The organism is Methylobacterium nigriterrae (assembly GCF_037106235.1).
In the GTDB taxonomy this organism is placed as follows: domain Bacteria; phylum Pseudomonadota; class Alphaproteobacteria; order Rhizobiales; family Beijerinckiaceae; genus Methylobacterium; species Methylobacterium nigriterrae.
The window spans coordinates 1-4,681 of the sequence record NZ_JBAWTG010000236.1 but is presented as its reverse complement, the minus strand read 5'-3'; the positions used below and the strand labels follow the sequence as shown (position 1 = coordinate 4,681).

The window sequence follows — 4,681 nt, the reverse complement described above, 5'->3', positions numbered from 1 at the left end:
GCCATCGCAACCCGCTACGAGAAGACAGCTTCAAGCTTCATGGGCGTTCTCTCGCTCGCAGCCGCTCTGGACTGGCTCAAGAGCTAACAGGCCGTAGAGGGCGAGCCTCAATCCGGATCTGGCGAGATCTACAGGGCTGTCGCCTAATCGAACCATGAGCGATTAAACGCTTCGAGCGATTGCGCCCCTGCTACGCCACCCGGTGGGCAAAAGGCGGTGCATCGCTCTAGCTTAAACCTGACCTCCAATGCGAGCGGCCGCAAGGCGGAGGAGAGACCCCGCAGGATTGCGGAGTGCTTCTCTGGACATCGCGCCTGAGTTCCTGCGGATATTCAGAGAAGCTGGCTTGCCTTATGCAGCCTTCCGACCGCGGCCTCTGGTCTGCTCCGTTGCTGCCTGAGCGCCGCCCCGCCCGAGGCCGATGGCCTTGGCGAGTTCCGAGCGCTGGGCGGCGTAGCTGGTGGCGACCATCGGGTAGTCGGCGGGCAGGCCGAAGCGGGCCCGGTAGCTGTAGGGGTCGAGCCCGTGGCCGGTGAGATGCCGCTTCAGCGTCTTGTAGGGCTTGCCGTCGATGAAGGAGATCAGCGCGTCCGGCGTGATCGACTTGCGGATCTGCGACGGCGTCGCCTTCTCGACCTGCTCCTCGGAAGCGGCAGCCTGCGAGGTCCCCTGAGCGAGGCCATTCAGCGCCGCGTGAACGTTTCCGACGAGAGCCGGAAGCTCGGCCACAGGAACGGGATTGTTGGAGACATATGCCGAGACGATGTCGGCGGCGAGTTCAATGAATTCAGGCGCGGTGCCCTGAGTCGATTCTGACATTTTCTTTTCCGGTGTTCTTAGCCTCTCGTGGGCCTAATTCATGATTTTCGCCCAGAAATCAAGGGAGACCGCCGGAGATCATTAGCTTGGCCGGACAGGAAAAGCAGAATGGCTGCTTTGGCAACCACCAAACCTCAATGGAAGCTCGCGCGGCTGCGGCCAAACGCGATGATGCCGACTCAGCGAAACTGCGAGCCGGCGCAGGCGCCGGCCTACAGCGCAGCACCGGCCAGTCTGCGCCGATGCTGCGCGATGAGGGTGCAGATCATGCCATGGCGCGGTGATGTGGTGCACCGCGGTTCGAACGCCTCGGCAAGGTTGTGCAATGCCTGGGCTTGATCGGTGAGGCCGTGGAAGGCCGACAGGTAGCTCCAGACCTCCCGGTCAGCATCCTCCACCACGGGCACATCCTCTGCCGCCAGCAGACCATCAAGGGCACGCAGGAGCGTCGCAAGCGGCGTCACACGTGGCTGCCGCCCCCGGTCCTCAGGCAGGCTGCCCTCATCCTGGCGCGCACCTGCCGCGCAAGAACTGCTATGTGAGCCCGCATCCGTCGTCGAGGCAATGGGCGCTGTTCTCATCCAAGTCATGGTGCACTCCGACGCTCTTCAAGGTGTTGGCCCTCTGCGTTTCCCGAAACAGGCACATCGGCCGTGAGCAGCCCCCGGCTCGTGCGCTGCGTGTTCTCATGCAGGGCGTTGGCCGAGCGGTCACCATCCTGGCCTGGGACCGCCAAGATGATGGGAGGCACCATTAGACCGGTGCTGTTAGGGACGGTGCGGCTCGGAGACACTCGTCGCCCTCGATCACGCGGCTTTTGCTCTGAGAGGATCAGCGCGGGCGACCAAGCGGGCCTGCATGAAGCTTCTCGATAAGCGCCGCCACATCATCTGGAACGGGCACTTCCAGAGCCGGCCGAAAGGCTCGGTCGATGACAGGCTCCAAGCTTCTGAGCACCCGCCTGACCGCCGTGGGATCGAGACGAAGATCAACCCGAGCGATGAAATCCGAGACGCGATGTGCCGCTTGCGCGGCCTCTCTGTGTCGAGCAGACATGACCCCTCATGCGTCGCCGATGGTAGCCTATTGGGATCAGAGGAGCGCAGATTCAGTCTTGATCAAATGATGGAACGCACTCGCCTTCTTCGGCTCGAAGGCATAATTGCCACAGTTCTAAATAGTACGGATTAGTATTGGATTTGCTAAATTATTATTGGCGCTGGACGGTTGCTCGTGAGGGTTGAACGAGCCGAATGTTCCCCGTTGCGCTCCGACCGTGTAGATTGGGCTGCGATGTGGCGGCCCCGCGCGGCGCGAACTGGGTGCTGAGGGCATCTCCAGTCTGAAAAACGGCACGGCATCGGAACTTCGTGTCGGTCGAGCTATGTAGATCTCACATTCGTGTGATCACCTCGTCGAACATCAACCTGATGCGCCTTGCCCCACGAGTGCACATCTACTCTGCTTCTCGATACTTCGACTTACCTTTAATGCGCGTGGAGCCGAGAACCTTGTGCCTCGGCGCGACGGTCCTCTGGGCTTGGCCGTGAGAACCGGCAGCGGCACGCGTGAACTCGTTGACCCCTCTCTGAGTGTTCGGGAACTGTCCTGTGTTCACCAGTGGGCAGCCCCACACGCCCCTCATCAGGCCATCATCGACTACGCTGGGTCTTGTAGAGGAGGCTGATTGGGGCCTCTTCGCAGGCTTTGTGAGCGAGGGAACTTCGTCCCAAGGCAATCACCCGGCCAACAGCAATGTAGGCGCGAAGACGTGCGAGGTGGAGCATCGCCTCGTGCCTTTGCGCGTCTTCCAGGGTCTCCGGCTCGGCCTCCGCAAGCTGCTCCAGATCCTGCTTGACCTGCTCCCAGGTATGCCGTGCACGCTCCTGATCAGAGTACATGACTGCCTCCTGAAACGACGGGCAAGTTCAACGCGTTCACGCCTACATCGCTCCATCAGAGGCTCGCAAGCATGGGCGTTACGGTCCCCGGTCATCCGCTCACGGAGACAGCCCAGCACACACCTGCTCGGACCAGCTTCTGGACGCTGACACTCGGCTCCATCGGCGTCGTCTACGGCGACATCGGAACCAGCCCGCTCTACGCCTTCAAGGAAAGCCTCAGGGCCGCCGCCGATGGTCAGACTGTGACGCGCCCAGCGGTGCTCGGAACGCTGTCACTGATCTTGTGGGCGCTCATCCTCGTCGTCACGGTCAAGTACGTGCTCCTCATCCTCAGAGCCGACAACAACGGCGAGGGTGGAACCATCACATTGATGGCCTTGCTCCAGCGCAAGATGGGCCATCACGTGCTGCCGGTGACACTCCTCGGCATGGGCAGCGCCGCCCTGTTCTACGGCGACGCGATCATCACGCCAGCGATCTCAGTGCTCTCCGCCGTCGAGGGCCTGAAGCTCGCGGCTCCAGCCTTGGAGCACTACGTGGAGCCCATCAGCATCTGCGCCCTAATCGGACTTTTTGTCGTTCAAAGCCGGGGTGACCTGACCGGTATTTTGTACCGGGCCAGAAGAGAGGCTACTGCATGGCCGCAGCCATGGGTAGGCGGAAGGCCAGATCCGGGAAGGTGACGGGCGCGGGTGGTCGGTAGCCCAGTGACGAGTGCGGGCGGACGCGGTTGTAGGTGTTCTGCCAGAGGCCGATCACGGTCTGCGCCTCGTTCAGCGAGTAGAAGATCTCTTGGCGTAGGCACTCGTCGCGGTAGCTCTGCTCGCAGATGCCGCCTCCTTGCACGCGACGGCGATGCTCTTGCCTTGCGCCGTCTGCACCTCGATCTGGCGCAGCATCAGCACCACCTGCTCCGCGCTCGGCCTCTGTCCTCTCCTCATCTCCAACTCCTCCGGTCCTGGCTGATCCTCTCAATCAGCCCGGTCCAAAGCCAGCCGGTCAGCTCAGCGGCGTTAAATGCGTCAATGATTGACGCAGCCCGAAGGGTGCCCCGCACTTCCGGTGCCGCGCCATGTCTGCCAACCACAGCATTGTCGAGCAGCTCGGGCGGCTGATGTCGTGGCGAGCCGTGACAACCCATTTTGAGAAGATGGCAATCAGCCTCAGATGCGACCGCTGCCTCTCCGCATCTCTCGATCACCTTGGGCGCCGGCAGGTCGTAGTTCCGAAGTGCGCTGCGAGCCGAGGGCGCTCACCAGCGAAGCCCGCAGCCGGTCTTGAAAAAAATCAAAAATTTCAAGATACCAAATCAAGTGTGCACCCAGGCTGTATGGTGCGCCAGGGCTAAGACGCAGGACACATTCATCTTCTCGGCGCGAGCTTGCCCTCTCAGATCTGATATGGAGTTCTGCTAATCAAGTTGAAATCCTGCTCGGGCAGCTTCCGAAACTCTTCAGCGCGACAATGAAACGGGCGTATCGGCTTCAGACGCCCCGCACCCGTTGGCGATTGGGCTGGGGCACTAACGCGATTATGCGGAAACACCCACCCCCTTGCTGACCGATCTGCCCAGGCACCCAATGCCCCAATTGCCTGGAGAATGACGGCCATTCTGAATCGAGGTCCACCCACGATGGTCCGGCCTCAGGCGTGGCTGAAGCGGACATGCGCGATGGGGCGCCCCAGATCAGTCGGCCAAAGGGCGCGGCTTCGGAAGCGCGATGGTGACAAATTCCCCAATCAGCTTCTCGGCGCGAGCTGCGGCGATCATTTCCGCAGTCACCGTAATGGATTCACGGCCGTTCACGAGCACGTCCTCAGGCTCAAGATCCTCAATGCCGTTGTGGCGCTTCCGGCTCTCTACGGCCTGTTAGCTCTTGAGCCAGTCGAGCGCAGCCGCGAGGGCGAGAACGCCCATGAAGCTTGAGGCGGTCTTCTCGTAGCGCGTTGCAATGGCA

Annotated in this window: 3 protein-coding genes and 4 pseudogenes; 2 read left to right on the top strand and 5 right to left on the bottom strand. The window is 61.7% G+C overall.

Features of this window, described 5'->3' with window-relative positions; translation table 11 throughout:
- Window positions 1-87: pseudogene (locus WDW90_RS35125) on the top strand (IS5-like element ISMex42 family transposase); the annotation flags it as partial.
- A gap of 264 nt (window positions 88-351) precedes the next feature.
- On the opposite strand, the gene WDW90_RS35120 reads toward WDW90_RS35125, so the two are convergent.
- The 3 genes from WDW90_RS35120 to WDW90_RS35110 all read right to left on the bottom strand — a co-directional run bounded on the left by WDW90_RS35120 (window position 352) and on the right by WDW90_RS35110 (window position 2,720).
- Window positions 352-819: a Ros/MucR family transcriptional regulator gene (locus tag WDW90_RS35120; protein WP_336492364.1), complete on the bottom strand. Its 468-nt coding sequence runs from the start codon at window positions 817-819 to the stop codon at window positions 352-354.
- Between the two features lie 212 nt (window positions 820-1,031).
- A complete protein-coding gene (locus WDW90_RS35115) occupies window positions 1,032-1,283 on the bottom strand; it encodes a hypothetical protein (protein ID WP_336492362.1) in 252 nt (83 codons plus the stop codon).
- A gap of 1,188 nt (window positions 1,284-2,471) precedes the next feature.
- A complete protein-coding gene (locus WDW90_RS35110) occupies window positions 2,472-2,720 on the bottom strand; it encodes a hypothetical protein (protein ID WP_336492361.1) in 249 nt (82 codons plus the stop codon).
- A gap of 71 nt (window positions 2,721-2,791) precedes the next feature.
- Here WDW90_RS35110 and WDW90_RS35105 point away from each other — a divergent pair.
- Window positions 2,792-3,316, top strand: a pseudogene (locus WDW90_RS35105) (KUP/HAK/KT family potassium transporter); the annotation flags it as partial.
- Window positions 3,317-3,353: 37 nt separating this feature from the next.
- On the opposite strand, the pseudogene WDW90_RS35100 reads toward WDW90_RS35105, so the two are convergent.
- Both WDW90_RS35100 and WDW90_RS35095 read right to left on the bottom strand, forming a co-directional pair.
- A pseudogene (locus tag WDW90_RS35100) lies at window positions 3,354-3,542 on the bottom strand (integrase core domain-containing protein); the annotation flags it as partial.
- A 1,051-nt stretch (window positions 3,543-4,593) separates the two neighbouring features.
- Window positions 4,594-4,681: pseudogene (locus tag WDW90_RS35095) on the bottom strand (IS5-like element ISMex42 family transposase); the annotation flags it as partial.